The following is a 24,132-nucleotide window of genomic DNA, read 5'->3' on the forward strand; positions in this document are numbered from 1 at the left end:
ACCACCGTGCACCTGACGCACCTGGAGTGCCCGCGCTGCGGCCTGGAGCACCCGGCCGACAAGCCGCAGAACCTGTGCGGCTGCGGGTCCCCGCTGCTGGCCCGCTACGACCTGGCCACGGTCGCCGCCACTGTCACCCCGGAGCAGTTCGGGCTCCGCCCGGCCGACCTGTGGCGCTACCGGGAGCTGCTGCCGGTGGCCGATCCGCGGTTCGTCACCACGCTGGGCGAGGGCTGGACGCCGCTGTGGCACGCCCCGGCGTACGGCCACGAGATCGGCGTGGCGGAGCTGATCGTCAAGGACGAGGGGCTCACCCCGACCGGGTCGTTCAAGGCGCGGGGCGCGACTGTCGGCGTGAGCCGGGCGAAGGAGCTGGGCGTCGAGCGGATCGCCATGCCCACCAACGGCAACGCGGGCGCGGCCTGGGCGACGTACGCGGCCCGGGCTCAGATGGGCGCGACGATCGCCATGCCGCTGGCCGCGCCCACCATCTGCCGGCAGGAGTGCCTCGCCGCCGGCGCCGACCTGCGGTTGATCGACGGGCTGATCAACGACGCCGGCCGGGAGATCGCCGCGCTGGTCGCCGACTCGGGCGGGCGGATCTTCGACGCCGGCACGCTGCGCGAGCCCTACCGCCTGGAGGGCAAGAAGACCATGGGGTACGAGATCGTCGAGCAGCTCGGCTGGCAGGTGCCCGACGTCATCATCTATCCGACCGGCGGCGGCGTCGGGCTGATCGGCATCCACAAGGCGCTGCACGAGCTGCGCGAGCTGGGCTGGGTGGAGGACCGGCTGCCCCGGCTGGTGGCCGTGCAGTCCACCGGCTGCGCGCCGATCGTGCGCGCGTTCGCGGCCGGCGAGGCGCGTGCCACCCCGTGGCGGGACGCGCAGACGGTCGCGTTCGGCATCACCGTGCCGGCCCCGCTCGGTGACGAGCTGATCCTGGCCGCGTTGAGGGACAGCGCCGGCACCGCGATCGCGGTGGACGACGCGGAGATCGTCGCCGACCTGCGCGACTTCGCCGCCCGGGAGGGGCTGCTGCTCTGCCCGGAGGGCGCGGCCTGCCTGACCGCCGCCCGGCACCTGCGCGCCGGCGGGTGGATCCGCCCCGGCGAGCGCGTCGTCGTCCTGAACACCGGCGCCGGCATCAAGTACCCCGGCCTGGTGTAAGGAGGGGCCCCTTCTTAACGCTTCAGGTATAGGAGGGGCCCCTTCTTAACAGTCAGGCCGTGGGCGGCTCGTCCTCGCCGGCCTCCTCGGCGGCGTCCGCCTCCTCCTTCGTCCGGTGCACCGCGCCGTCGGCGTGCTCCGGCGGGCCGTAGACGGTGTAGAGCACCAGCGGGTTGGGCCCGGTGTTGACGAAGTTGTGCTTCGTGCCGGCCGGCACGACCACCAGGTCGCCGGCGACGACCTCCTTCTTCTCCCCGGCCACCCGCGCCTCGCCGGTGCCGCTGACGAAGGTGAGGATCTGGTCGATGCCCTCGTGGACCTCCTCGCCGATCTCGCCGCCCGGCGGGATGGTCATGATGACCAACTGCGTGTGCTCCCCGGTCCAGAGCACGCGGCGGAAGTCGGGGCTCTTCTCGGCGACGGTCGCGATCGTGAAATGCTCCATGCCCGGCTCATACCCCGTTCGCGTGCCCACCACGCCGGGACTGGCAGATGGTGGAATTCCCCACGCCGGTCAGGTTTGGATCCGCTCCGGACGGGCATCTGCACCCGACAAGACCGGTGCGGGCTGGGCCGGTCGAGCCAGGTCCCCGCTGACGTACCGCCGTACGGCTGCGACGGTGGGAGACGGCCAGAGCGCGGCGACGTGACGACCGGACGGTCGTGCGGCGCCGTGCGCTCGTGCGTGCGCCCCGTCAGGCGAGCACGGCCAGGTGGAACGGGCGGTCCGCATGCCCGCTCGCGGCGTGCGTCTCGACGAAGACCGCGTTGGCGATGCCGGCCCGGGGAGCCACCGTGATGACGCCCTGCTGCGCGAGCCCGCCGCCGTTGGCGGGGCCGATCGTCCCGACGTAGGCCGCCCCGGCGACGTCCTGGTCGAAGGCCACCTGGTACATCCCGGCCGCGAGCCGGGTGGCCGACGTCGCGCCGAGGCCGCGGATCAGCGTGCCGCTCGCGTCGACCACGGCGAACAGCACGCGCGCGGTGGGCGGCAGCCCGGCCGACGAGCCCGAGGTGATCTGCGTGTCGACGTGCGCGGCCTCGCGCGCGCTCGGGGTGGGCTGGCCGGTCGCTCCCCTCCTCGATCTGGGGCTGGACATGGTGGTCCTCTCTCCCTCTCCTGTTTCCGAAGCTATGTCGCCACGCCGCCCACCATCCAGCGACAGCACTGTCCGATCTTGGACAGTCACCGGCTCTGAGCTGGGAATACTCAGTCCTCCGGGTCTCTCGTCGGCACCCCGCCGCGGCAGCGCAGCCGTATCTCGTACTCCCGCTCCTCGCCGAGGAAGCGCACCTCGACGTGGTCGTCGGGCCCCAGGTCGGTGTCCTTCGCCCGGTATCCGGGCGCCGCGGCCGACGTCACCACGCGGACCCCGCCGGGGCCGCACTCGGCGACCACGCTGCCGCCCTCCGTCACGAAGCCACGCCACGCGCCGGTCGGCGCCGGCGTGCCCGACCGCGTGCCGGTCGGCGTCGCGACCGGGCCCGCGCCGACCGCGCCGCTCGGCCCCGGCTCGGGTACGGCGAGCGCGCGGGCGACGTCCCGCTCGGTGCGCACCCCGCCCGCCGTTCCGGTGATGCCCGCGCCGGCCAGGTCGACGGCGGCCAGCCCGACGAGCGTGGCCGCGGCGGTCGTGGCAAGCCAGCCGGTGACGGCGAGGAGGGTACGGCGATCCATGCCCCGAGTGTGCCCCGCGAGCGGGTTGGGCCGGTCGTAGCGCGACGCTAAGGTCCGGTTAACGGACGCCGTCGCCGGCCGGTCGAGCGGCTACCCTCCGTTGCGTGGCGCGCCTGCTGCTCATCGAGGACGACCTGACCATCCGCGCTCCGCTGCTGCGCGCCCTGCGCGAGTACGGGCACGCCGTCGCGGCGGCGTCGACCGCCCTGGGCGGGCTGCGCGACGCCCTGGACGACCGGCCCGACCTGGTCGTGCTCGACCTCGGGCTGCCCGATCTGGACGGCGCCGAGCTGCTGCGGATGCTGCGTGCGGTCAGCGCGGTGCCGGTCGTGGTGGCGACCGCCCGCGACGACGAGGTCGAGATCGTGCGCCTGCTCGACGCCGGCGCCGACGACTACCTGGTGAAGCCGTTCACCGCCGCGCAACTGGACGCGCGGATCCGCGCGGTGCTGCGACGCGCGGCCGGCGGCGGCGCGACGGAGGCGGCGCTGGTGCTCGGCGGGCTGCGGATCGACAGGCGGTCCCGGCAGGTCACGCTGGACGGCACGCCGGTGGAGCTGACCCCACGCGAGTTCGACCTGCTGCACCACCTCGCCGCCCGGCCCGGCCAGGTCGTCACCAAGCGGGAACTCCTGACCGAGGTCTGGCGCATCCCGTACGGCGGCGCCGACAAGACGGTCGACGTGCACCTGTCCTGGCTGCGCCGCAAGCTCGGCGAGAGCGCCCAGGCACCCCGCTACCTGCACACCGTGCGCGGGGTCGGGGTGCGGCTCGACGTGCCGGGGCAGGGCCGGTGAGGCGCCGGCTGACGCTGCTGGTCGCGGCCGTCGGGGTGCTCGTCATGGTGGCGTTCCTGGTGCCGCTGGCCGTGCTGGTGCGCACCGTCGCCGCGGACCGCGCGACCGCCCGGGCCACCGCCGACGTGCAGCTTCTGGTCACCGTGGTCGGCACCGCGGCGCCGGAGACCGTCCGGTTGACGGTGGACCAGCTCGCCGTCGACACCGGCCGCGAGGTGAGCGTCTTCCTCGCCGACGGCACGGTGCTCGGCGCGCCGGCGCCGCGCACCCCGGCGGTCACGCTGGCCGCCCGGGGGCAGAGCCTGACCGTCGAGTCCGCCGCCGGGCGGGAGGTGGTCGTCGCGGTGCAGGGCCGCCCGGAGGGGACCGGGGTGATCCGGACGCTGGTCCCCCGCGCCGAGCTGACCGCCGGGGTGACCCGCGCCTGGCAGGTGCTGGCGCTGCTCGGCGCGCTGCTCGTGCTGGTCGGCCTGGTGGTCGCCGACCGGCTGGCCGGCACGCTGGTCCGGCCGATCACCGCGCTGTCCGCCGTCTCGCACCGGCTCGCCAACGCCGAGCTGGACGCGCGCGTCGAACCGGCCGGTCCGACCGAGTTGCGCGAGGTGGCGGGCGCGCTGAACCACCTCGCCGAGCGGATCCAGATCCTGCTGCGCGAGGAACGCGAGCAGGTGGCCGACCTGTCCCACCGGCTGCGTACCCCGTTGACGGCGCTGCGGCTGGAGGCCGAGTCGTTGCGCGACCCGGACGACGCCGCCCGCCTGACCGCCGCGGCGGACGGGCTGGAGCGGGCGGTGACCGGGGTGATCCGGCAGGCCCGGTGGCGCAGCTCGGCGGCCACCGGCGAGGGTTGCGACGCGGCCACGGTGGTCGACGAGCGGGTGACGTTCTGGTCGGTGCTCGCCGAGGACACCGGCCGGACCGTGACGCTCGACCTCGCCCCCGGTCCGCTGCCGGTGCGACTGAGCGGTGACGAGCTGGCCGCCGCCGTGGACGCGTTGCTGGGCAACGTCTTCGCCCACACGCCCGACGGCACCCCGTTCACGGTGCGGCTCGCGGCGGAGGCGGACCGGGTGGCGCTCACCGTGGCGGACGCCGGCCCGGGGCTGCCGCCGGGCCCGGTGCGGCGCGGCGCCAGCCGGGCCGGGTCGACCGGGCTCGGTCTGGACATCGCCGAGCGGGCCGCCCGCGCGAGCGGCGGTGAGCTGGAGTTGTCCACCGCCGCCGGCGGCGGGGCCCGGATCGTGCTGCGGCTCGGCGTCGCGCCGCTCGGGTGACCGTTCCGCGCCGGGTCGCCGGCCAATGGTCGTCTCGCCGGTGACGACGCGCCTTAACCCCGCCTTGTCCCTCGGCTAGCGCGGCCCCGACCGTCCGGCGCGCAGTCTCGACGGCACGAACCGAGGAAAGGTGGCAACCATGCGACGTACCTCCCTGATGCTGGCCGCGGCCGGTGGAGTCGCCGTGCTGGCGGTGACCGGCGCGGCGCTCGGCGCGACCGCCGCCGACCGGTCGACCGGCCGGACCGCCCCGGCCGCCGTGACCGTCGAGGACAACCCGGCCCGAACGGCGACGAGCGGCGAGGACAACCCGGCCCGGTCGGGCACGAACGGCGAGGACAACCCGGCCCGGACGGCGACCGGCGACGACGACGACCCGGCCCGCCGGGGTGCGGATGACGACGCGGGCCCGACGCGGGCTGCCGGCGGCACGGTGAGCCGGCAGCGGGCCGCCGAGGTGGCGTTGACGCGGATCGGGGGCGGCCGGGTCACCGAGATCGAGGCGGAGACCGAGCACGGCCGTCCGGCGTGGAGCGTCAAGGTCAGCCGGGACGGCTGGCGGCACGAGGTCAAGGTCGACCGGGTGACCGGCACCGTGCTGGCGGCCGACCGGCAGCGGGCCGGCACGGACGACCGGGACGGGCGCGACGACGGCGCACGGGACGACCGGAACGGGCGAGACGACGACGGCGCACGGGACGACCATCGCCGGGGCGACGACGACGGCGGGCGCGACGACCACGGCCGGAGCGACGACCGCGGCACGCACGACCGGGACGACGACCACGGTCGCCACGGCGACGACGACTGACCGCCGGCCGGGGGCCGGGTGCGGAGCCGTTCCGCATCCGGCCCCCGGGCGCGTCACCGCAGCGTGCAGCGCAGCTCGGACGGCGGCTGGTTGTCGCCGGAGACGACCAGGCCCCAACCGGTGGCGCCGCCGGCCGGCAGCGCGCCGTTCCAGGCCGCGTTCGTGGCGGTCACCCGCGCGCCGGCCTGCGTCGCGCCGGCGTTCCACGCGTTCACCAGCCGCTGCCCGCCGGCGAAGGTGACCTCGCTGGTCCAGCCGGTGGCGGCGGACGTGCCGGTGTTGCGGACGGTCACCTCGGCCTGGAAGCCGCCGGCCCACGCGCCGGTGACCGTCCAGGTCGCCGCGCAACCCGAGCCGGACGGCGGCGGGGTGGTCGGCGTCGGGCTCGGGCTCGACGGGACGCTCGGGCTCGGTGAGACCGTCGGGCTCGGCGGGGCCGTCGGGCCGTCCGACGTGGTGTAGGTGACCGGCGTGTACGCGGCGGAGCAGGTGCCGCCGCACGAGGCCGGCAGCGCGAACCGGTACACCCGGCCGCCGCCCACCAGCGCGCCGGTGACGTCCCGCACCCGGATCTGGAAGTCCGTGCCGCCGACGGTGGTGGCGCCGAGCACGTACGACTGGCCCATGTCGCTGTTCATGGTGGCGGCCCGCCACACCCCGTCGGCCAGGTACTCCACGCCGTGGATGCCGTTGGGCAGGTGGGACACCGCGATGGCCGGCCAGTACCGCTGGGCGCCCCGCAGGAACGCGATCCGGAGGTCGCCGGAGTAGTTGGGCGCCGGCACGAACGACCAGGACACCTGCCGGTTGTTCCAGTGGCTCGGATAGAGGTCGCCGACCGGCACGCCGCCGCGCGCGAAGCGGTTCAGTGAGGCGGTGGACAGGTCCAGGTGGTTCCGGTCGTCCCGGCACCAGGCGTTGCCGTCGCCGCAGGAGTCGGCGACCACCATGGTGAGGGTGGCGCCGTTGTAGCCGTCGGCGACCCAGGAACCGTTGCGGCAGAACGGTTGCCCCGGCGCGCCGTCGTTGGTGCCGGTGCAGCGGTCCCCGATCGTCACCCGGACGAACCGCCCGCAGTTCAGGCCGTTGTTCCACAGCCCGATCCGGTCCGCCTGCGCCGGCGGCAGCGGCCGGACCGGATAGGACGTGTAGTCGCCGGGCAGGTCGTAGACGTTGAGCGCGACGAAGTCCGGCGAGTCCAGTTCGGACTGCGGCAGGCCGCAGCCGCCGTAAGGGGAGCCGAGGCCGTCGAAGTGGGTGGCGTTGCCGGTCACCGGTGCGGGTGGGTCGTCGACCGCGAGCGCGGGTAGTTGACCGGCAACGAGCAGCGCGGCGGCGGCGGCGGTCAGGGCCGCGCCGAGCCGGAGGCGGGACTGCGGGGTCATGGGGGTGGCCTTCCGGGCGGGCCGACCCGGGCACGGGGCGGCTCAGGGGTGGTCATGGTTGCCCGTCCATGCCCGGCCGTGCCCGCGGAGACCATGCCACCACCGGGACGACCGGCGTGTCAATGGCGGCCGTTCGTCAGCCGAACGGGACGGTGACGGAGAGCAATCGAGTCGCTACATTGAAGTATGGTGTCCGCACCCGGCGGCCGGCCGCCGGACCCGGTCTACCGTCCCGTGCTGGCCGGCCGGCGGGGCGAGCTGGAGGCCCTGGCCCACCTCGACGACACCGCCGCCGCGCTGCTCGCCCCGATCGTCGACGTCCCGGCCGACGAACCGGGCACGGTGGAGGCACTGCGGCGGCTCCCCGCCTCGCTGCTGCCGGCCGTCGACGTGTCGGCGCTGCCGGACGCCCCGGAACACGACCCGGTCCGCTGGGGCGTACCCCTGGTGCCGGTGATCGGGCTGGCGGAGAGTGACCGCCGGCTCAGCGCCCACGGCGCGGCGGCCCGGGCCGGGGCGGGCCGGGCGGTGGTCCGGCTGCGGACCGGGCCGGACCGGGCCGGGCCGGACGCCACCACCGCCGCGGCGGAACGGGTGTGGCGGTCCACCGGGCTGGTGCCGGAACAGTGCGACCTGCTGCTGGACGCGGGTGACGTCTGCTGCCTGGCCGACGTCCGGCTGGCCGAGCCACGGGTCCGGCGCGCGGCCCAGTGGGCCCGACGGCACGCCTGGCGCACGGTGACCGTGGCGGCGGGCGGGATGCCGCCGGCGCTGTCCCGGCTCCCGGTCGACGAGCCGGTCCGCCTGGACCGCTACGACTGGTTGCTCTGGCAACGCCTGGCCGACCTGCGGCTGGATTACGGCGACTACGGGGTGGGCTGCGCGGTACGCGATGCGGACGCGCCCGGCGACCGGCTGCCGACGCTGCGGTGGGCGGACCACGGCGCATGGTGGATCTACCGCTGGTGCCGGCGGGGCGGCCGGGGCGACGAGCGCCTCGCCGACCTGTGCCGCACGCTGGTGGCCGCCCCGCACTGGCCGGCGGCCGGGGCCGGCTTCTCCTGGGGCGATCACGAGGTGCTGCGCCGGGCCCGGCGCGGCGCCGGGGCGGGTTCGCCTGCCAACTGGCTCGCCTGGAGCACCTCGCATCACCTGGCCCACGTGCTGGCCGCGCTGGGGCGGCCGGACGAGCAGCGCGGCGACTCGTGGCGGCCCGGCCAGGACACCCCGGAGTGGGGACGCGCCGGCCGGCCGCAGCGCGGCGGGGAGTCCCGCCGCGCCGGCTGAGTCACTCCTGCTCGGTGAAACCGAACTGGACCACGCCCTCGTCGTCGACCACCGCGTCGACCGAGGTGTCGTTGAGCAGCTCGGCGGCGTCCGAGTCCAGGAAGATCCGCGCACCCTGGGCGTCCACCACCTGGTCGCCCTGCACGGGCTCACCGACCAGTTCGATGGAGAGCGAGCCGGCCTCGGTGTCGGCGGCGATGCGCAGCCCGCCCGCGTCGGCCACGTCCTGCTGGGCGGCTAGGTCACGGATCACCAGGACGGCGTTGTCGGTCATGGTCAGCATGGCGGAACTCCTCATGGCTGGGTTGCTCTGGGATTCGCGGGCGACTCGGCCCACGCGGTCGGCTCGCGACCCGGAAGCGGACGAAACGCTGTTTCGCGCCGCACGAAGGAGGGCGCTCGGACGGCCCTCCCACCCACCGTGCCCGCTGCCGCGCCATCCGTCAAATAGAGCCGGGTTATCGGTCGTGAACAGCGGTTTCTCCTCCGATCCGCCGGCAGCTCCATAAGCTCGGGGCATGGATGACCCGCGCAGGTACGTCGCCGAGTTCCTCGGCTCGCTGCTGCTGATCTTCTTCGGCGTGGGCAGCGCCGTCTTCGCCCGGGTCCAAGGCGGCGTGGTGGTGGTCGCCCTGGCCTTCGGATTCACCATGCTGGCGCTGGTGTACACGATGGGGCCGCTCTCCGGCAGCCACATCAACCCGGCGGTGACGCTGGGTGTGCTGCTCTCCGGGAAGATCTCCCCGCTGGGGGCGGTGCTGTACTGGATCGCGCAGTTCGCCGGCGCCACCGTCGCCGCGTTCGTGATCTGGGCGCTCACCCGATGGGGTGACGTGGTCGACCAGACCGGCGCGCTCGGCACCAACGGGTACGGCGCGCACATCAACCTGGGCGGCGCGGCGGTGCTGGAGACGGTGCTGACGTTCCTCTTCGTCCTGGTGGTGCTGGTGGTGACCGGGCGGGGCGAGCACGCCGCGTTCGCCGGGGTGCCGATCGGCCTCGCGTTGGCCGCCGCGCACCTGGTCGGCCTGACGCTGGACGGCACCTCCGTCAACCCGGCACGGTCGTTCGGCCCGGCCCTGTTCCAGGGCGGCACGGCGCTGCGCCAGCTCTGGGTCTTCATCGTCTTCCCGCTGCTGGGCGGCGCGCTCGCCGCCCTGGTGGCGCCGCTGATCCTGCGCCCGGGTGCGGGCGGGCCCGGGCCGGCCGAGCGGGTGGCCACACCGCGGACCTGAGTTCGGCAATAACCTTTCGCTCCGGGCCCTTTCCCGCAGGAAACCGCCATGGCAGCATCTGCACATGCATCGTCGTCTCTTTCCCCGGGCGCTCGCGGCGCTGGTGCTGGTCGCCACCGCGGCCACCGCCGGCACCACCACCGCCACGGCCGACGCGCCCACCCCGGCGCAGACCCGGCTGCACGCGACAATCGACGCGATCCTGGCGGACAGCCGGCTCGACGGTGCGCAGGCGGGCGTGGTCGTGGTCGACACCACCACCGGCCGCACGCTCTACGACCGCAACGGAACCCGGCGACTCGTCCCCGCCTCCAACACCAAGCTGCTCACCTCGACGGCGGCGATGGAACTGCTCGGCCCGGGGCACCGCTTCACCACCGACGTCAGCGCCGACGGGCCGCGCCGCGCCGGGCTGCTCTCCGGCGACCTCTACCTGCGCGGCGGCGGTGACCCGACGATGCTCGCGGCGGACTACGACCGGCTCGCCGAGCAGGTCGCCGCCGCCGGCGTACGGGTGGTGACCGGCAACCTGGTCGCGGACGACACCCGCTACGACCGCACCCGGCTCGGTCCGGACTGGACCTGGGACGACGAGCCCTACTACTACGCGGCGCAGGTGTCCGCGCTGACCGTCGCGCCGGACACCGACTACGACGCCGGCACGGTCATCGTGGACGTCGCGCCGGGCACGCGGGCCGGCGTCCGGCCGAAGGTCTCGATGACCCCGGACAACGGCTGGCTGCGCGTCGACAACCGGGCCGAGACGGTCACCGGTGGCGAGACCACCATCTCCATCGAGCGGGAGCACGGCAGCAACACCGTCGTGGTGACCGGCCAGATCGCGGTCGGCCAGGCCACCGAGAGCGACTGGGTGACGGTCTGGGAACCGACCGGGTACGCCGCCGACGTGTTCCGGACCGCGCTGCGCCGGCACGGCGTACGGGTGCTCGGCCGGACCGTGCTCGGCACCGCCACCCCGGACACCGCCCGGCCGCTGGCGCGGCACGACTCGATGCCGCTGGCCGACCTGATGGTGCCGTTCCTCAAGCTCTCCAACAACGGGCACGCCGAGGTGCTCACGAAGGAACTGGGCCGGGTGCTCTCCGGCTCCGGCACCTGGGCCGCCGGGCTGGCGGCGATCGGGGAATACGTCGGCGACGCCGGAATGGACACCGGCACGCTGCGCCAGCGCGACGGTTCCGGCCTGTCCCGGCGCAACCTGATCCCGCCCGCCCAGTTCGTGACGCTGCTCTCCGCGGTCCGCGCCGAACCCTGGTTCGACACCTGGTACGCCGCGCTGCCGGTGGCCGGCAACACCGACCGGCTGGTGGGCGGGACGCTGCGCAGCCGGATGGTGGGCACCCCCGCCGCGAACAACGTGCACGCCAAGACCGGCAGCCTGACCGGCGCGTCCGGCCTCTCCGGTTACGTCACCGACGCCGACGGCCGGCTGCTGGCCTTCTCGATCGTGCTCAACAACTACCTGACCTCGTCGGTCAAGGGGCTGGAGGACCAGATCGCGATCGCGCTGGCCACGTACACCGAGAAGGAGACGGCGACGACCCGGCGGACCGTGCCCACCGCGCCGGACTCGCCGCGGGTGCCGGAGGGGCGGGAGTGCTCCTGGGTCAAGCCGGCGCTCTGCTGACCGGTCCGCGCCGGCCCGCCGCTCAGGCGCCGGGCCGGTACGGGCGCGGGGCGGCGGCGGGGTCGCCCCGCTCGACCAGCGCGTCGATCTCGGCCGGCGGCAGCCCGCGCAGCGTGAGCACCCGCCGCCCCCAGCGGTGCAACCGGCACGGGTGCGGGCTGGCGTCGTTGCGGCAGATCGTCCCGCCCGACCAGGTCCGTGGCGCGTGCACCACCACCGCCCGCACCGCGAACTGGACGTCCTCCACCGTCACGTACGGCGGCAGCGGGATGTCGCGCAGCCCGCCACGATCGGAGGGCTGACGGGCGGGGGCGAGGGACGCGGGGCGGGTCATCGGTCGGGCCTCCACAGAGGATGGACGGGCGGGGACCCCGGAACGGTACGACGGCCGGCCCGACGCGCGACGGACAAACTGTCCCGACGGTTCAGCCGAGCGCGGCCCGCATCCGGGCGGCGGTACGCGCGGCGTCGTAGTCCGGACCGACCCCGTCCACGATCATCGTCTCGCCCTCGATGTTCCGCGTCCGCAACGGCAGGATCTCCTGGTACGCCGGGGACGCGTACCAGGCGCGGGCGCGTTCGACGTCCGGGAACTCGACGATCACCACGGTGCCCGGCCACCGTCCCTCCAGCACCTCCGGCTGGGCGCCGTGCACCCGGAACCGCCCGCCGAACGGCACGAGCGTCGACTGCACCTTCTCGATGTACTCCAGGATCTCGTCGTTGAGCTGCGCGGGACGCAGGCTGGCGAGCGCGAACGCGGGCATGCTTCCTCCCCGGTGACGGCGCCGGTCCCCCGGCGCGGCAGGTGCCACCGATTCTGCGCGGACGGCCCGCGCCGGGTCGATTACCCGGGAGGTAAGCGCGGTCAGCGCAACGCGACGGCCTGGAGGCTGACGTTGCCGCACTGGCCGAGGGATTCCTCCACGGTCCAGTTCAGCAGCAGCTTCGCGCCGCGCGGCGCGCGGAACCGGACGGAGAAGTCGGCGGTCAGCGCGGTGTGCGGGTCCTCCATCCGGAGTGTGCTGACCGGGCCACCGGCGATCCGCACGTCGAGCCGGCCACGGGCCATCCAGAGCCCGGCGAAGAGGTGCACGGTGCGCGACTGCCCGTCGGCGGTCACCGCGAGGCGGAAACCGTTGCCCTGGTCGCAGGTGTAGACCCCGGACATGGTGCCGCTGGCCGAGGCCACCGGCGTGCCGTCGCGCCAGGCGTACGCCTCCGGGTTGTTGCTGAAGCTCTCCCGCTTGCCCCGGCCGCCCTCGTCCCGGATCGCACCGGAGCCGCCCCGCTTACGGACCGTCCGGTCGGCGCCGAGCAGCCCCCAGTGGACCCAGTCGACGGCGCCCACGGCGGTGAGGTCGACCGAGGCGGGCACCTCGGCGCGGCTGACCGCGACGGTCGGTGGCGCCACCGTGGACGGCGCCACGGTGGACGGTGTGGGGCTCGGTGACGGCGGGCGCTGCCGGGGCCGCAGCCCGGGGGTGGCGACCGCGCCGTCGGCGTCGCTCGGCAACCCGACCCGGCCGGTGGGCGCCACCGGTAGGGCCGCGCTCTCCTCGCGGGGCGCGTCGTGCCGCTCGGTGCCGAGGTAGGCCACCAGCGCCGCCAGGCAGAGGAACGCGGCCAGGCCCTCCAGCGCCATCCGCCGTCGGCGCCGCAGCCGGCGCAGCGCGGACCGGGTACGCGGACGGCCCTCCCGATGCGAGCCGGGGCCGGTTCGCGAACGGTCCTCCTCGCCCACCACACCCTCCGCTTCGTCTCACGCGGCGCCGCCGGAAGCGGCCGGAGCGCGACGGGCTTCACGGTGTCACCGGCCGGCCGTTTGCGCCATATGTGAGCCGACGGGCGTTTCCAGTTCGTTACCAAGTGGTAGCAGAACGGACCCACCGCCGTCCAGCCACGCGGTCGGTCAGCTTACCGTGATCGCTTCCAGCGACACCCCGTCGTTCTGCCCACCGGTCACGGCGAGCGCCCGCCAGGTGATCGACAACCGCTGCCCGCGTGGCGCCCGGAAATGGACGACGTACTGGTAGAAGCGGTCACCCTGAGCGAGGGCCACCTCCCGGACGGCCGGATCGCCACCGCCGGATAGTGAGACGTCGAGCCGGGCCCCGGCCGAGAACACCCCGACGAAGAGCCGGACGGTCCGCAGGTCCCCGCTGCCGGCCACGCCGAGCGTGAAGGTCTTGCCGGCGCCGCGCCGGAACACGCCCGTCCGGGTGCCCTCCTGCCGCGCCGTCGGTGTGCCGTCGGTCCAGCTCAGGCCGGAGACCCCGGCGTTGTGCTCCAACCGCCCGCCGCCCGGGTCCTCGATCTCGCCGGTGCCGCGCTGCTTGCGCTGGACGCTGTCCGCGCCCGCGCCGCCCCAGTGCCGCCAGTCCCGCGTGCCGAGCAGGGTGAGCGACACCGTCGGCGGCACCGGTTCCTGGTCCACCCCGAGCAGCGGATCGCCGGGCAGCGCCGGGTCGCCGGTGGCCGGGACGACAGTGGGCGGCGCCGCGGTCGGCGCCGGCGTCGGCGTCGCCGGCCCGGCAGCCGGCACGGTCCGCCCGCGTTCGGGCGGCGCCGGCGACCGGGCGGAGTAGGCCAGCGCGACCACCGACGCGGTCAGCACGGCGGTGGCCAACACGGTTCGCCGGCGCCGGCGGCGGGCCCGCGCGGCGCCGACCCGGGTGGCCGCGTCCTCGGGCGCGGGCCGCGCCGCGACCGCGCGGAGGTCGTGCAGCAGCCGGGCGGACGACGCCCTCCGCAGCCGGACCGACGTCCCCCGCAGCCGGACCGCGAACGGGCCGGCCAGGCCGGCGAGCCTGGTACGGAGGCTCTCCGGGGCCGTGTGCCGGCCGGCCACCGCCGACCTCCCGTCCCCGAACGGGTCCACGCCCGCCGATCGCCGGCCGACCCCCTCCCGCGACACGGCACGATTCGGCGGCGGAGCGTGCCCGATCAGCGGGGCCGGGCCGGGCGCCGGCCTGACGGACGCCGGCCCGACGGACGCCGGCCCGACGGACGCCGGCCGGACAATCGTCGAACCGCCGGGCCCCCGGTCGACCGGTGTGGGCCCGGCGTGCACGGCGTGGACCGGTCCGGCGGCATCACCGGGCGGCACCGCCACCTCGCTCGGGGCCGGTGCGGCGTCGTCGGCCGGGGAGACGTTCGCGCCGGCCGGCTCCGCCGGCTCCCTCGCGCCCGAGCCCGGATCGCCGGCGAGGCGACGCGGGCCGGCGGGTGGTCGCGGCGTGGCGGCCGGCTCGACCGGTACGGCGGGCAGCCAACCGCCGACCCGGATCCCGGACTGCGTGGTGTTCTCCTCAGCCACCGCCCCTCCCTCGGCCGCCGGAGCCGGCGGCCGTCACCGCGGCTCGCCGCAGGGCAGGATGACACACGCTTCGATCTTCGAGAAGCCGTCGACGCGAACCAATTTCCGCCGCCGCAGCTCGGGCGCGTCGGCCCCGGAAAGAGGGGACGGTTCAGCACGATATACCCCTGAGTCATAATTATGACCCAGAGGTATATCGCCGTCAGGGACTCTTCTCCCGGGAGGTGTAACGCACCGTCACGACCGAGGATGCCCCCGGGTCGACGAGGTGCGGAGCGAGGGGCCGGCGGGCTCAGCCGACCTGGAAGCCGAGCGCCTGGGCCAGTGCCACGGCCTGCTCGACGTCGACCCGCGCCCCGGCCCGTTCCACAGCGGTCGGATCGAGCGCGGACAGGTCGCTGCCGCGCAGGTCGGCGCGGGTCAGCTTGGTGGCGTGCAGCTGGGCCCCGGACAGGTCGACGCCGGTGAGCACCGCGCCGGTCAGGTCGGCGCCGGTCAGGTCCGCCTCCCGCATGCGGACGTCGGTGATCCGCGCCCCGCGCAGATCGGCGCCGGGCAGCGCGACGAACGACCAGTCGCCGCCGTCGACCCGCAGCGGGCGCAGGTCGCACCGGTCGAAGCTGCTGCCGACCAGCTTGCAGCCGGTGAACTCCGCCTCGAACAGGTTGCACCGGGTGAACGTGCAGCGGGTGAACGCCGAGTCGACGTGTCGGGAGGCGTTGAACGCCACGGTGCCGAAGACGCACTCGGTGAACACCGCGCCCCGGCTGACCGCCTCGGTGAGGTCGACGTCGAAGAACTCGCAGCGGGTGAAGTGCCGGTCGACCAGCTCTTCCGCGTACCAGTCCTGCTGGCGGTAGGTGACGTCCTCGACGAGCTCCGGCATGCCGCCGACACTAGTGGGGCCGGCCGACACTTCCCGCTCGCCGTACCGGCGGGTAGGTTCGCGGGGATGAGCGTCGCAGTGAGCACCGATCCCGGCCGCGTCGGCTTCGATCCCGCCCGGCTGGCGCGGATCGACGAGCACTTCGGCCGCTACGTCGACGACGGACGGCTCGCCGGCTGGCAGGTCGTGGTGACCCGGCGGGGCGAGATCGCCCACTCGGCCACGTACGGGCTGCGCGACCGGGAGGCCGGCACGCCGGTCGAGGCGGACACGCTCTGGCGCATCTACTCGATGACCAAGCCGATCACCTCGGTCGCCGCGATGATGCTCTGGGAGCAGGGCCGGTTCGAGCTGACCGACCCGGTCAGCCGGTGGCTGCCCGAGTTCGCCGACGTCCGGGTCTACGACCGGGGCTCGGTGCTCAAGCCGTACACCGTGCCGACGACCGAGCCGATCCGGATCTGGCACCTGCTCACCCACACCGCCGGCCTGACGTACGGCTTCGCCCAGGTCTCGGTGGTCGACGGCCTCTACCGGGCGGCCGGTTTCGATCTGGGCGTGCCGGCCGGCGCGGACCTCGCCGCGGCCTCGGCCGGCCTGGCCCGGCTGCCGCTGCTCTTCCAGCCCGGCACGAGCTGGAACTACGGCGTCTCCACCGATGTGCTGGGCCGCCTGGTCGAGGTGGTCTCCGGGCAGTCGCTGGACGCGTTCTTCGCCGAGCGGATCCTGCGCCCGCTCGGCATGACCGACACCCGCTGGTGGGTCGACGCGGCGGACGCCAAGCGGCTGGCCGCGCTCTACGCCCCGCACCCGGCGACCGGCCAGGCGGTACGCGTCGACGGCGTCGGCCGGGCCGCGCTGGCGGAGCCGAGCTGGCACTCCGGCGGCGGCGGGCTGGTCTCCACCGCCGCCGACTACCACCGCTTCACCCAGTTCCTGCTGCGCGGCGGTGAGCTGGACGGGGTGCGCCTGCTCGGCCCCCGCACGGTCCGCTTCATGACCCGCAACCACCTGCCCGGCGGCCGGGACCTCGCCTCGTTCTCGCCGGAGGGGTTCTCCGAGACCGTGCTCGACGGAATCGGCTTCGGGCTGGGCTTCGCCGTGGTGCTCGACCCGGTTCCGTCGCGGGTGCCGAGCAGCGTCGGCGAGTTCTACTGGGGCGGACTGGCCAGCACCGCGTTCTGGGTGGACCCGGTGGAGGAGGTCACCGCGCTGCTGTTCACCCAGCTCATGCCGTCGAGCACGTACCCGCTGCGCAGCCAGTTGCGCCAGCTCGTCTACTCCGCGCTGGTCGACTGACGCGGCACCGGTTCGGCGGAACGGCACCCGCCCGGCCGCGCGCTGCCTAGCCTGTGAGGCATGAGCAACATCGTCGTGTTCGGCGCCGGCGGGACGGCGGGCTCCCGGATCGCCGCCGAGGCGGCCGAACGGGGACACCGGGTCACCGCCGCGGTCCGCCGGCCGGAAGCGGTCGGCTACCTGCCCCCGGGCGTACGCACGGTGACCGGCGACGCGACAGCGGCGCGGAGCGTACGCGAGCTGGCCGAGGACGCGGACGTGCTGGTGGTGGCCATCGGCGGCGGCGAGCGCGCCCTCTGGCGGGACGCCGCGCGGACGCTTGTGGACACGCTGCGCGACCTGCCCGACCCGCCTCGGGTGATCCACGTCGGCGGCGGCGCGACGCTGCTCACGCCGAACGGCACCCGGTTCCTGGACGAGCCGGACTTCCCCGCCGAGTACCGCGACTCGGCGCAGGGGCAGGCCGACGCCCTGGAGTTCTACCGCTCCTCGGCCGACGGGGTGACCTGGACGTACGTCTCCCCGCCGCCGCTGGAGTTCCACCCCGGCGAGCGGACCGGGCACTACCGCACCGGTGCCGACCACCCGGTGACCGACGCGCAGGGCCGCTCGGTGCTCACCTACGAGGACCTGGCGGTGGCGATCGTCGACGAGATCGAGAACCCCCGGTTCGGCAACGCGCGGTTCACCGCCGCGTACTGATCAGTCGGCGAGCCGGGCCGGGAACCCGCCGGTGGCGATCGGGCCCCAGGTTTCGATCGTGACCCGGATCAGCGACTTGCCCTGCGCGACCATGGCGGCCCGGTACTCGTCCCAGTCCGGGTGCTCGCCGGAGATGCTGCGGAAGTAGTCCACCAGCGGCTCCAGCGCCGCGGGCAGGTCGAGCACCTCGGCCACGCCGTCGACCTGCACCCACGGGCCGTTCCAGTCGTCGGAGAGGACGCAGGCGGAGACGCGGGGGTCGCGGCGGATGTTGGTCACCTTGGCCCGCTCGGGGTAGGTGGAGATGACCAGCCGGCCCTCGGCGTCGACGCCGCAGGAGACCGGGGAGGACTGCGGGCGGCCGTCGGCCCGGGTGGTCATCAGCACGACGCGGTGCCGGGGGCGGAGGAACTCGGTCAGGGCGTCCCGGTCGACCCGGGTGTTGCGCGCGATGCTGCGTGGCATGCCTCGGTTCTACCAGGCCGGGGGCCGGATCTCAGCGCGGGCGGCCGGCGGCCCGGCCCGGGGCGACCTGCTCCGGCACGCGCGGGCGCGCGGTGGGCCGCCAGGCGCGGCCGTTCGCGTAGATCACCCGGAACCCGAGGTACGCCGCGAGCGGCGCCCAGTGCGCCGAGCCCATCCGCAGCTCGGCGGCGTTGTGCCGCTGCCCGTTGGCCAGCACGTCGAGCAGCACGGTCTCGAACGCGGCCGACTCGACCCAGTCCACGTCGCGGGTGAAGCCGCAGATCAGCGCCGCGCCGGTGACCTCGAGGAAGCCGCGGAGCGTGGCGTCGGAGGCGCGCAGCACCGAGCAGCTGCCGAAGTAGAGGCGGCGCCCGTCGGCGCGGCCGGCCATCCGCTCGGCCACGTCGGCCAGCTCGACGGAATCCCAGTCGGTGAGGCAGAGCCGGCTCGGCTCGCCGTGCATGGCGAAGAAGCCGACCCGGTGGTCCGCGTACTGCTTGAGCAGCCAGCGGTCGAGGAAGTAGAACAGCTCGTCGCGGGTGGCGGCGTCCTTGTGGATGTAGCGGATGCGGCCCAGCCGTTCGAGCAGTTCGAGCGTGGGCAGGACGGACCCGCGCTCGTTGAGGTCGCGGTGCCACTGCCCCTCGACGCAGAACACGCCGCCACGCGCCAACGCCGCACCTCCCCCGCCCGGGTCGACCCCGAGCCCGCCAGCAGACGTTACCGCGCCCCCTCGCCGGCCCCGGTGTAAGGAGGGGCCCCCGCTTAACGCTTTCGGTAGAGGCGGGGCCCCTTCTTAACACCGCTGTCGAACGGCGGAGATCAGCTCGCCCGGGGCCAACTCGGCCGGGCGGCGGGGGCGGGCCGGCCGGCGGCGGGACGGGGCCCGGGCCGCACCGGCGGCGCGGCGACCCGCGGGACGGGGCCGCGTGACGTCTGGCCGGCGACCGGCCGGGAGGCCGGAACGGCGGTGCCCGGCCGGGCAGCCTGACCCGCGCCCGGCCGGGCAGCCTGGGCCGGACCCGGCCGGGCAGCCTGGGCCGGACCCGGCCGGGCAGCCTGGGCCGGACCCGGCCGGGCAGCCTGGGCGGGGCCGGGTCGGGCTGCCTGGGCAGCGGTCGGTCGTGCCGACGGACCGGTCAGCACGAACGGGAACGGTACGTGGACGAACGGGTTGCCGTGCCGGATCAACGCGTCGATCTGACGCTCGTTGAGGCCGTGCGCCTCCAGCACCCGGCGCCCCCAGCGGTGCAACCGACAGGGGAACGCCGATCCGTCGTTGCGGCACTTCGGCCCCGCGGGCCACTCCTCGGCGGCGTGCACCACCACCGCCCGGACCGCGAGGCGGACGTCCTCGGGTGTCAACGGCGCCGGCATCGGCACCTCGCCCAGGACCTTGTCGATGGGATCCGTCGACTGCTCACCAACACGCACGGCAGGCCTCCCGCAGCTCGGCAGCGGTGCGGCGGACCGGCCGCACCACATCCTCGCCCACTGGTACGGCCGGACACCGGCGACAGTTCAATCCTGCCGGCCGGGTACCGAGACCGGCTGGGCCCACGTCGGCCGTCAGACCAGGTCGGCGTCCTGGACCAGCAGCGCCACCTGCACCCGGTTGTTCAGGTCGAGCTTCGTGAGCAACCGCGACACGTACGCCTTCACGGTCGCCACGCTCATGAACAGCTCGGCGGAGATCTCCGCGTTGGTCCGGCCCCGGCCGAGCAGCAGCGCCACCTCCCGCTCCCGCTCGGACAGCCCACTCAGCAGCCGTACCGCCCGCTCCCGGCGCGGATCCCGGGCGGGCGTGGGCGCGGTGGCGGTGACGTGCGCGATCAACCGGCGGGTCACCGCCGGGGACAGCGTCGCCTCCCCCGCCGCGACCCGGCGCACCGCCGCCACGATCTCGGCCGGCGGGGTGTCCTTCAGCAGGAAGCCGCTCGCCCCGGCCCGCAACGCGCGCAGCACCTGCTCGTCGGCGTCGAACGTGGTCAGCACCAGCACCTCGGGCGGGTCCGCCGCCGCCCGCAGCGCCTCGGTGGCGGCCAGCCCGTCCACCCGGGGCATCCGGATGTCCATCAGCACCACGTCCGGGGCGTACGCGGCGACGGCCGCCGGCACCTCGGCGCCGTCGGTCGCCTCACCCACCACCGTCAGGTCGGGTACGCCGCCGAGGATCATCGACAGCGCGCCCCGGACCAGCGGGTCGTCGTCGACGATCAGCACCCGCACCGGCGCACTCACGACGTGCCGACCGGGCATGCCCTCACGGCCCTCGCTCCGCTCGGTGCGTTCGCTCATGCCGTACCGACCGGGCATGCCCTCACGGCCCTCGCTCCGCTCGGTGCGTTCGCTCATGCCGGGCCCCAGGGCAGCCAGGCGGCCAGCCGGAAGTCGCCGTCGGCGTCCCGCCCGTGGTCGACCCGTCCACCGGCCAGCGTGACGCGTTCGGCGACGCCCACCAGCCCGGTGCCGGTGCCGGGAATCGAGGTGGCCGGCCCGCCCACCGGCCAGGGATTGCGGATGTCCACCGCCAGCCCCTCGCCGGGCCCACCGGCCAGCCGGATCGTCACCACCGCCCCGGGGGCGTGCTTGCGGGCGTTGGTGAGCCCTTCCTGCACGATCCGGTACGCGCTGCGCCCGATCGCCGCCGGCACCTCGGCCGGCTCGGTCACCTCGTCCCGCACGCTGACGCGTACCCCGGCCTCACGGCTCTCGGCGACCAGCGCGGGCACGTCGCCGAGCGTCGGCTGCGGCCGTTCGGGTGTGGCCCCGGAATCGACCTCGGCCCGCAGCACGCCGATCACCTCGCGCAGGTCCTGCAACGCGGCGTGCGCGCTGGCCCGGATCACCCCGGCCGCCCGGGCGACCTCCTCCGGGGGCGCGTCCGGACGGAACTCCAGCGCACCGGCGTGCAGGCTGAGCAGGGAGATCCGGTGGGCGAGCACGTCGTGCATCTCCCGGGCGATCCGGCCGCGTTCGAGCTGCCGGGCCTGGTCGAGCCGGAGCTGCTGCTCGGCCTCGGCCCGCTCGGCGCGGTCCCGCAGCGACAGCACCAGTTGGCGGCGGGCCCGGACGAACATCGCCCAGGCCACCACGATGCCGATGAACAGCACGGTCCACGCCACGGCGGCCCAGAACGGCATGGCCGGGTCGGGGCGGACCGCGATGAACGGCAACGTGGTGGCCAGATGCCAGCCGACCAGCGTCAGCCCCACCACCAGCGGCCGGTGGACCAGCACGGTGAACAGCACGACCAGCAGCGCGGCCCCGGAGGTGACCGAGAAGAGCGTCAGCGGCGCGGTGGCCACCGCGAGCCCGACCGGCCAGCGGCGGCGCAGCCAGAGCGCGCCGGCGGCGAGCAGGCCGACGAACAGGTCGATGTCGGCGAGCCAGCTCGGCCCGGCGTTGAGCGCGAATTCCGGTCTCCCGCTCACCGCGTCGTCGTGCGCGAGGAGCACCCAGCCCAGCGCGGCCAGGAACAGCAGGCTGTCGACGAACCAGTCCCGCGGGGTCCGGCGGGCGGCCCGGGCGGGCACGAGGGAGCCCGGCAGGAGCCAGGGGTGATCGGGTACGACGGCGCTGCTCACCTGCCCAATGCTAGGGAGCCGTCCGGACCGGCTGCCAGCTACCAAAGTCGACGCCTGCGGTGAACCGAGGTCGGTGCCGGCGCCGACCGCCGGCCGCAGCGGCTGACCGGGTGGCCCCGGCAGGCTTCTCCGCATGATCGAAGTCGACCACCTGACCAAGCGGTACGGCCCGCACACCGCCGTCGAGGACGTCACGTTCCGCTGCGAACCGGGCACGGTGACCGGTTTCCTCGGCCCCAACGGCGCCGGCAAGTCCACCACGATGCGCATGATCTGTGGGATGACGCCGCCCAGCGCGGGCGGCGCCACGGTCGCTGGCCGGCCCTACCGGGAGTTGCCCAACCCCGGGCGGGAGATCGGCGTCCTGCTCGACGCCTCGGCCCAGCACGCCGGTCGCACCGGACGGGAGACGCTCACCCTGGCCGCCCGCACCATGGGCGTGAACCGGGGACAGGTCGCGGCGAAGCTGGACCTGGTCGGGCTGAACGACACCGCCGCCCGACGGCGGGTCGGCGCGTACTCCCTCGGCATGCGGCAGCGGCTCGGCCTGGCGCTGGCGCTGCTGGGCGACCCACGGGTGCTGATCCTGGACGAGCCGGCCAACGGCCTCGACCCGGAGGGGATCTTCTGGATGCGCGGTCTGCTGCGCGACTACGCCGACCGGGGCGGCACCGTGCTGCTCTCCTCCCACCTGCTGCGGGAGGTGGAGGCGGTGGCCGACCGGCTGGTGGTCATCGGCGGCGGCAGGGTGGTCGCCCAGGGCGGCAAGGACGAGCTGCTGGCCGGTGCCGGCACGCTGGTCCGCGCCCGGGACCAGCAGGCCCTGCGCCTCACCCTGGACCGTGCCGCGCTGCCGGCCACCGCCGGCACCGACGGCGGCTTCGTCGTCCGCGCCGAGCCGGCGCAGGTCGGCCAGGCGGCCGCCGACGCCGGGCTGGTCCTCACCGAACTGCGCCCGGCCGGCACCGGCGGCCTGGAACAGCTCTTCCTCACCCTCACCGCCGGCGCGTCGACCAAGGAGGCCGTCCGATGACCACCGCCACCGTCCCCACCACGGCGCCGCACCGACGCGAGCCGGTCGTCCCCGGTCCCGCACTGGCCCGGCTGACCGCTGTGGAACTGCGCAAGCTCGCCGACACCCGGGCCGGGCGCTGGCTGCTCGTCACGATCGGGCTGATCGCCGCCGGCATCGTGGTGGTGCAGCTCTTCGTCGTCGAGCCGGAGGACCAGACCTTCACCGCCTTCTTCACCCCGTCGCTGCTCCCGGTGGGGCTGCTGCTGCCGGTGCTGGGCATCCTCTCCATCACCGGCGAGTGGTCGCAGCGCACCGCGCTGACCACGTTCGCGCTGGTCCCCCGCCGCCAGCGGGTGATCGTCGCCAAGCTCGTCGCGGTGGTGCTGGCCGCGCTCGGCTCGGTACTGGTCAGCCTGGCCGTCGCCGCCGTCGGCACGCTCGCCGCACGGGCCACCGGCGGAGCCGGGGTGTGGACCCTCGACTGGCAGCTGCTGCCGTACGCGGTCGTGTTCCAGGTGGCGAACGTGCTGATGGGCGCCGGATTCGGCCTGCTGCTGCTGAACACGCCGCTGGCGATCGTCACCTACCTGCTGCTGCCCACCGTGTGGAGCCTGCTGTCCGCGATGATCGAGGCGTTGCGGGAACCGGCCGGCTGGCTGGACACGACGCTCACCATGGCGCCGCTGCTGGAGCCGGACATGACTGCCGGGCAGTGGGGCCGGCTGGCGGTCTCGCTGGCCGTCTGGATGCTGCTGCCGCTGGTCGCCGGCCTGCTCCGCACGCTGCGGCGGGAGGTGTCCTGACCGTGACCGACCCGGAGCCCGGGGCCGTCGTGGTCGACGGCGGGGCCGGCGAGCTGGTGGTGATGTGGGCCGGGTTCCCGCTGCTCGGGGCGGGACTGGGCGTCGGGCTGACCGCCGCGTCCGGCTGGATCGCCGGGCTGGCCTGGTTTCCCTTCCAGGACGCGTTCGAGCTGCTCGACCGGTGGCCGGACCGGTGGTCGTACCCGTTCGGCGCGGCGGTGGTGGCGCTGGCCGGCCTGGCCCTGGCCGTGGTGGGCGTCCGGGAACGGCTGCGGGTCACGGTCGGACACCGGTCGGTGCGGCTGCACCGGGACGGGCACGACCGGGACGTCGCGCGGGTCGAGGTGGCCGCCGTGTTCGTCGACGGCAAGGCGCTGGTACTGGTGGACGCGGCCGGCGGCGAGCTGGCCCGGGAGGGGTCCGACCTGAACGCCGGACGGCTGCGGGCGGCGTTCACCGGGCGGGGCTGGCCGTGGGTCGACCAGGACCCGCACCGGGACGCGTACCGGCGCTGGGTGCCCGGGTTGCCCGGGCTGCCAGCCGGCGCGGACGCGCTGCTGCGGGCCCGCCAGCGGGCGCTGAAGGACAGCCACGACGCCGAGGTCCGGGAGCTGCACGGGGAGCTGGCCCGGCTCGGCGTCGTGGTGCGGGACGAGGGAAGCCGCCAGTACTGGCGGCCGATCACTCCCCCACCACCCACCCACCCACCCACCCCGCCCACCCCGCGCTGATTCACGGAAAGAGTGGCCATCGGACGCGGAATAGCCACTC

27 protein-coding genes are annotated in these 24,132 nt (G+C 75.1%); 12 read left to right on the plus strand and 15 right to left on the minus strand.

Annotated elements, in window-relative coordinates:
* Nucleotides 1-6 precede the first annotated feature (6 nt).
* Nucleotides 7-1,170: a threonine synthase gene (locus ACH495_RS18115; protein ID WP_396858862.1), complete on the plus strand. Its 1,164-nt coding sequence runs from the start codon at nucleotides 7-9 to the stop codon at nucleotides 1,168-1,170.
* A gap of 52 nt (nucleotides 1,171-1,222) precedes the next feature.
* On the opposite strand, the gene ACH495_RS18120 is transcribed toward ACH495_RS18115, so the two are convergent.
* The 3 genes from ACH495_RS18120 to ACH495_RS18130 form a co-directional block, all read right to left on the minus strand.
* Complete coding sequence (locus ACH495_RS18120; RefSeq protein ID WP_396858863.1) at nucleotides 1,223-1,615, minus strand: cupin domain-containing protein; 393 nt, start codon at nucleotides 1,613-1,615, stop codon at nucleotides 1,223-1,225.
* Between the two features lie 250 nt (nucleotides 1,616-1,865).
* Entirely contained in the window at nucleotides 1,866-2,270 is a 405-nt protein-coding gene (locus ACH495_RS18125; RefSeq protein ID WP_396858864.1) for a hypothetical protein, read from the minus strand.
* Nucleotides 2,271-2,380: 110 nt separating this feature from the next.
* On the minus strand, nucleotides 2,381-2,848 hold the full coding sequence (locus ACH495_RS18130; RefSeq protein ID WP_396858865.1) for a septum formation initiator: 468 nt from the start codon (nucleotides 2,846-2,848) through the stop codon (nucleotides 2,381-2,383).
* A 104-nt stretch (nucleotides 2,849-2,952) separates the two neighbouring features.
* Here ACH495_RS18130 and ACH495_RS18135 point away from each other — a divergent pair, with 104 nt between their 5' ends.
* The 3 genes from ACH495_RS18135 (at nucleotide 2,953) to ACH495_RS18145 (ending at nucleotide 5,730) form a co-directional block, all read left to right on the plus strand.
* The gene (locus tag ACH495_RS18135) at nucleotides 2,953-3,645 is read left to right on the plus strand and encodes a response regulator transcription factor (protein WP_396858866.1); all 693 of its coding nucleotides are present in this window, start codon (nucleotides 2,953-2,955) and stop codon (nucleotides 3,643-3,645) included.
* Nucleotides 3,642-4,919 (plus strand): sensor histidine kinase, encoded by a 1,278-nt coding sequence (locus ACH495_RS18140; RefSeq protein ID WP_396858867.1) that lies wholly within the window; start codon nucleotides 3,642-3,644, stop codon nucleotides 4,917-4,919. Before ACH495_RS18135 ends, ACH495_RS18140 begins: the two co-directional genes overlap by 4 nt.
* Nucleotides 4,920-5,058: 139 nt before the next feature.
* Complete coding sequence (locus ACH495_RS18145) at nucleotides 5,059-5,730, plus strand: PepSY domain-containing protein (protein ID WP_396858868.1); 672 nt, start codon at nucleotides 5,059-5,061, stop codon at nucleotides 5,728-5,730.
* 53 nt (nucleotides 5,731-5,783) lie between these two features.
* Here ACH495_RS18145 and ACH495_RS18150 read toward each other — a convergent pair whose 3' ends face one another.
* A complete protein-coding gene (locus ACH495_RS18150) occupies nucleotides 5,784-7,115 on the minus strand; it encodes a cellulose binding domain-containing protein (RefSeq protein WP_396858869.1) in 1,332 nt (443 codons plus the stop codon).
* Between the two features lie 186 nt (nucleotides 7,116-7,301).
* Between ACH495_RS18150 and ACH495_RS18155 the strand changes: the two genes are divergently transcribed.
* Nucleotides 7,302-8,402 (plus strand): hypothetical protein, encoded by a 1,101-nt coding sequence (locus tag ACH495_RS18155; RefSeq protein WP_396858870.1) that lies wholly within the window; start codon nucleotides 7,302-7,304, stop codon nucleotides 8,400-8,402.
* Nucleotide 8,403: 1 nt separating this feature from the next.
* On the opposite strand, the gene ACH495_RS18160 is transcribed toward ACH495_RS18155, so the two are convergent.
* Nucleotides 8,404-8,685 carry an iron-sulfur cluster biosynthesis family protein gene (locus tag ACH495_RS18160; protein WP_396858871.1) on the minus strand — a complete coding sequence of 94 codons (282 nt, stop codon included), beginning with the start codon at nucleotides 8,683-8,685 and terminating at the stop codon, nucleotides 8,404-8,406.
* A gap of 235 nt (nucleotides 8,686-8,920) precedes the next feature.
* Here ACH495_RS18160 and ACH495_RS18165 point away from each other — a divergent pair, with 235 nt between their 5' ends.
* Together ACH495_RS18165 and dacB are read left to right on the plus strand one after the other, a co-directional pair.
* Nucleotides 8,921-9,637, plus strand: a complete 717-nt coding sequence (locus ACH495_RS18165; RefSeq protein WP_396858872.1) for an MIP/aquaporin family protein — start codon at nucleotides 8,921-8,923, stop codon at nucleotides 9,635-9,637.
* A 64-nt stretch (nucleotides 9,638-9,701) separates the two neighbouring features.
* Complete coding sequence (gene dacB / locus ACH495_RS18170) at nucleotides 9,702-11,285, plus strand: D-alanyl-D-alanine carboxypeptidase/D-alanyl-D-alanine-endopeptidase (RefSeq protein WP_396858873.1); 1,584 nt, start codon at nucleotides 9,702-9,704, stop codon at nucleotides 11,283-11,285.
* A gap of 22 nt (nucleotides 11,286-11,307) precedes the next feature.
* On the opposite strand, the gene ACH495_RS18175 is transcribed toward dacB, so the two are convergent.
* From ACH495_RS18175 to ACH495_RS18195, 5 genes are all read right to left on the minus strand, one after another.
* On the minus strand, nucleotides 11,308-11,619 hold the full coding sequence (locus tag ACH495_RS18175; RefSeq protein ID WP_396858874.1) for a hypothetical protein: 312 nt from the start codon (nucleotides 11,617-11,619) through the stop codon (nucleotides 11,308-11,310).
* Between the two features lie 91 nt (nucleotides 11,620-11,710).
* Complete coding sequence (locus ACH495_RS18180; RefSeq protein WP_396858875.1) at nucleotides 11,711-12,052, minus strand: DUF1330 domain-containing protein; 342 nt, start codon at nucleotides 12,050-12,052, stop codon at nucleotides 11,711-11,713.
* 101 nt (nucleotides 12,053-12,153) lie between these two features.
* Nucleotides 12,154-13,029, minus strand: a complete 876-nt coding sequence (locus ACH495_RS18185; protein WP_396858876.1) for a hypothetical protein — start codon at nucleotides 13,027-13,029, stop codon at nucleotides 12,154-12,156.
* A 168-nt stretch (nucleotides 13,030-13,197) separates the two neighbouring features.
* Nucleotides 13,198-14,604 carry a hypothetical protein gene (locus ACH495_RS18190; RefSeq protein WP_396858877.1) on the minus strand — a complete coding sequence of 469 codons (1,407 nt, stop codon included), beginning with the start codon at nucleotides 14,602-14,604 and terminating at the stop codon, nucleotides 13,198-13,200.
* Nucleotides 14,605-14,896: 292 nt separating this feature from the next.
* Complete coding sequence (locus tag ACH495_RS18195) at nucleotides 14,897-15,490, minus strand: pentapeptide repeat-containing protein (RefSeq protein ID WP_396858878.1); 594 nt, start codon at nucleotides 15,488-15,490, stop codon at nucleotides 14,897-14,899.
* Between the two features lie 66 nt (nucleotides 15,491-15,556).
* Here ACH495_RS18195 and ACH495_RS18200 point away from each other — a divergent pair, with 66 nt between their 5' ends.
* Nucleotides 15,557-16,789: a serine hydrolase domain-containing protein gene (locus tag ACH495_RS18200; protein ID WP_396858879.1), complete on the plus strand. Its 1,233-nt coding sequence runs from the start codon at nucleotides 15,557-15,559 to the stop codon at nucleotides 16,787-16,789.
* Nucleotides 16,790-16,849: 60 nt separating this feature from the next.
* Entirely contained in the window at nucleotides 16,850-17,491 is a 642-nt protein-coding gene (locus ACH495_RS18205; protein ID WP_396858880.1) for an NAD(P)-dependent oxidoreductase, read from the plus strand.
* On the opposite strand, the gene ACH495_RS18210 is transcribed toward ACH495_RS18205, so the two are convergent.
* From ACH495_RS18210 to ACH495_RS18230, 5 genes are all read right to left on the minus strand, one after another.
* Nucleotides 17,492-17,956: a PPOX class F420-dependent oxidoreductase gene (locus tag ACH495_RS18210; RefSeq protein WP_396858881.1), complete on the minus strand. Its 465-nt coding sequence runs from the start codon at nucleotides 17,954-17,956 to the stop codon at nucleotides 17,492-17,494.
* 31 nt (nucleotides 17,957-17,987) lie between these two features.
* Complete coding sequence (locus tag ACH495_RS18215; RefSeq protein ID WP_396858882.1) at nucleotides 17,988-18,629, minus strand: DUF6642 family protein; 642 nt, start codon at nucleotides 18,627-18,629, stop codon at nucleotides 17,988-17,990.
* A 149-nt stretch (nucleotides 18,630-18,778) separates the two neighbouring features.
* Nucleotides 18,779-19,390, minus strand: coding sequence for a hypothetical protein (locus ACH495_RS18220; RefSeq protein WP_396858883.1), 612 nt, complete (start codon nucleotides 19,388-19,390; stop codon nucleotides 18,779-18,781).
* 135 nt (nucleotides 19,391-19,525) lie between these two features.
* A complete protein-coding gene (locus ACH495_RS18225) occupies nucleotides 19,526-20,254 on the minus strand; it encodes a response regulator (RefSeq protein ID WP_396859004.1) in 729 nt (242 codons plus the stop codon).
* A 53-nt stretch (nucleotides 20,255-20,307) separates the two neighbouring features.
* Nucleotides 20,308-21,543 carry a sensor histidine kinase gene (locus ACH495_RS18230; protein ID WP_396858884.1) on the minus strand — a complete coding sequence of 412 codons (1,236 nt, stop codon included), beginning with the start codon at nucleotides 21,541-21,543 and terminating at the stop codon, nucleotides 20,308-20,310.
* A 133-nt stretch (nucleotides 21,544-21,676) separates the two neighbouring features.
* Here ACH495_RS18230 and ACH495_RS18235 point away from each other — a divergent pair, with 133 nt between their 5' ends.
* From ACH495_RS18235 to ACH495_RS18245, 3 genes are read left to right on the plus strand one after another with little or no spacing between them, the layout of a single operon-like run.
* Nucleotides 21,677-22,576, plus strand: a complete 900-nt coding sequence (locus ACH495_RS18235) for an ABC transporter ATP-binding protein (protein WP_396858885.1) — start codon at nucleotides 21,677-21,679, stop codon at nucleotides 22,574-22,576.
* The gene (locus tag ACH495_RS18240; protein ID WP_396858886.1) at nucleotides 22,573-23,361 is read left to right on the plus strand and encodes an ABC transporter permease; all 789 of its coding nucleotides are present in this window, start codon (nucleotides 22,573-22,575) and stop codon (nucleotides 23,359-23,361) included. The genes ACH495_RS18235 and ACH495_RS18240 overlap by 4 nt, the downstream gene beginning before the upstream one ends.
* Before the next feature lie 2 nt (nucleotides 23,362-23,363).
* Nucleotides 23,364-24,092 (plus strand): hypothetical protein, encoded by a 729-nt coding sequence (locus tag ACH495_RS18245; protein WP_396858887.1) that lies wholly within the window; start codon nucleotides 23,364-23,366, stop codon nucleotides 24,090-24,092.
* The last annotated feature ends 40 nt before the right edge of the window (nucleotides 24,093-24,132 follow it).

It is taken from the genome of Micromonospora sp. NPDC018662 (genome assembly GCF_044391475.1).
Classification (GTDB): Bacteria; Actinomycetota; Actinomycetes; order Mycobacteriales; family Micromonosporaceae; genus Micromonospora.

Coding starts and splice junctions, on each gene's coding strand:
- ACH495_RS18120 (WP_396858863.1), bottom strand. CDS start 1,615: ATGGAGCATTTCACGATCGCGACCGTCGCCGAGAAGAGCCCCGACTTC.
- ACH495_RS18125 (WP_396858864.1), bottom strand. CDS start 2,270: ATGTCCAGCCCCAGATCGAGGAGGGGAGCGACCGGCCAGCCCACCCCG.
- ACH495_RS18130 (WP_396858865.1), bottom strand. CDS start 2,848: ATGGATCGCCGTACCCTCCTCGCCGTCACCGGCTGGCTTGCCACGACC.
- ACH495_RS18145 (WP_396858868.1), top strand. CDS start 5,059: ATGCGACGTACCTCCCTGATGCTGGCCGCGGCCGGTGGAGTCGCCGTG.
- ACH495_RS18150 (WP_396858869.1), bottom strand. CDS start 7,115: ATGACCCCGCAGTCCCGCCTCCGGCTCGGCGCGGCCCTGACCGCCGCC.
- ACH495_RS18155 (WP_396858870.1), top strand. CDS start 7,302: ATGGTGTCCGCACCCGGCGGCCGGCCGCCGGACCCGGTCTACCGTCCC.
- ACH495_RS18160 (WP_396858871.1), bottom strand. CDS start 8,685: ATGCTGACCATGACCGACAACGCCGTCCTGGTGATCCGTGACCTAGCC.
- ACH495_RS18165 (WP_396858872.1), top strand. CDS start 8,921: ATGGATGACCCGCGCAGGTACGTCGCCGAGTTCCTCGGCTCGCTGCTG.
- dacB (WP_396858873.1), top strand. CDS start 9,702: ATGCATCGTCGTCTCTTTCCCCGGGCGCTCGCGGCGCTGGTGCTGGTC.
- ACH495_RS18175 (WP_396858874.1), bottom strand. CDS start 11,619: ATGACCCGCCCCGCGTCCCTCGCCCCCGCCCGTCAGCCCTCCGATCGT.
- ACH495_RS18180 (WP_396858875.1), bottom strand. CDS start 12,052: ATGCCCGCGTTCGCGCTCGCCAGCCTGCGTCCCGCGCAGCTCAACGAC.
- ACH495_RS18195 (WP_396858878.1), bottom strand. CDS start 15,490: ATGCCGGAGCTCGTCGAGGACGTCACCTACCGCCAGCAGGACTGGTAC.
- ACH495_RS18200 (WP_396858879.1), top strand. CDS start 15,557: ATGAGCGTCGCAGTGAGCACCGATCCCGGCCGCGTCGGCTTCGATCCC.
- ACH495_RS18205 (WP_396858880.1), top strand. CDS start 16,850: ATGAGCAACATCGTCGTGTTCGGCGCCGGCGGGACGGCGGGCTCCCGG.
- ACH495_RS18210 (WP_396858881.1), bottom strand. CDS start 17,956: ATGCCACGCAGCATCGCGCGCAACACCCGGGTCGACCGGGACGCCCTG.
- ACH495_RS18225 (WP_396859004.1), bottom strand. CDS start 20,254: ATGAGCGAACGCACCGAGCGGAGCGAGGGCCGTGAGGGCATGCCCGGT.
- ACH495_RS18235 (WP_396858885.1), top strand. CDS start 21,677: ATGATCGAAGTCGACCACCTGACCAAGCGGTACGGCCCGCACACCGCC.
- ACH495_RS18240 (WP_396858886.1), top strand. CDS start 22,573: ATGACCACCGCCACCGTCCCCACCACGGCGCCGCACCGACGCGAGCCG.